Source organism: Acetobacter suratthaniensis (assembly GCF_017377745.1).
Taxonomy (GTDB): Bacteria; Pseudomonadota; Alphaproteobacteria; order Acetobacterales; family Acetobacteraceae; genus Acetobacter; species Acetobacter suratthaniensis.
This window is the reverse complement of record NZ_JAFVMG010000054.1, coordinates 1-940: the sequence shown is the minus strand read 5'-3', so window position 1 is coordinate 940 and position 940 is coordinate 1. Positions and strand designations below refer to the sequence as shown.

Here is a 940-nt window from a genome sequence, read left to right as displayed (position 1 = left end):
TAGATGGGGTGGATGGCTCCCGCTCACGGCATCTATAGTGCCAAAGGTGAGAACATTATCATTGTGTCCTTCTGGCAGAGGAGCCACCCGATATGACGATTACCACGATTGGTCTTGATCTGGCGAAGAACGTCTTTCAAGTGCATGCCATAGATGAGGCGGGTACCGTTGTAGTGCGGAAAGCGCTACGTCGGGTGCAAGTCATTCCATTTTTCACGAGGCTTTCGCCGTGCCTGATTGGCATTGAGGCGTGTGGCACGTCTCACTATTGGGCGCGGGAACTGCAGAAGCTCGGCCATGAAGTCAGGCTCATGCCGCCAGCCTATGTCAAAGCATACGTGAAGCGCGGCAAAACGGATGCTGCCGATGCTGAAGCGATATGTGAAGCCGTCATGCGACCGACGATGCGTTTTGTTCCGGTGAAGTCACGCGAACAGCAGGCGGAATTGTCACTCCATCGGGTACGCTCCCTGATCATCAAACAGCGCACACAACTCATTAACATGGCGCGCGGGCATTTGGCCGAGTTTGGGGTCTGTATCCCTCAGGGCATTAACAATGCCCTGCACCTTCTTGAGAAATCTCTTGATGGTGATGTGGGTATGGATCTGCCAGAACCTGCTCTTGCCATGCTGCAGGTTCTGGCAAGGCAGGCTTTGCTTGCTCACGAGCAGATTCGGGATGTCGATCGCCAGTTGCATGTGCTGTGCCGAACGAATGATGTCGCACATCGTCTGACGACAGTGCCTGGTGTTGGTCCGGTCGGCGCCGCAGCGTTCGCCGCAGCCGTAACCGACCCAGGCCAGTTTAAATCCGGGCGTCAATTCGCGGCGTGGCTGGGTTTGACACCTTTGCAGAACTCAAGCGGTGGGAAAGAACGTTCGGGGCGAATTTCGAAAATGGGCGACAAGTATCTCCGCAAACTTTTGGTTGTTGGAGC

1 protein-coding gene is annotated in these 940 nt (G+C 55.1%); it reads left to right on the top strand.

The features are described from left to right. Positions 1 to 92 precede the first annotated feature (92 nt). The coding region (locus J2D75_RS14265; protein WP_207855455.1) for an IS110 family RNA-guided transposase at positions 93 to 940 on the top strand (848 nt) is incomplete at its 3' end.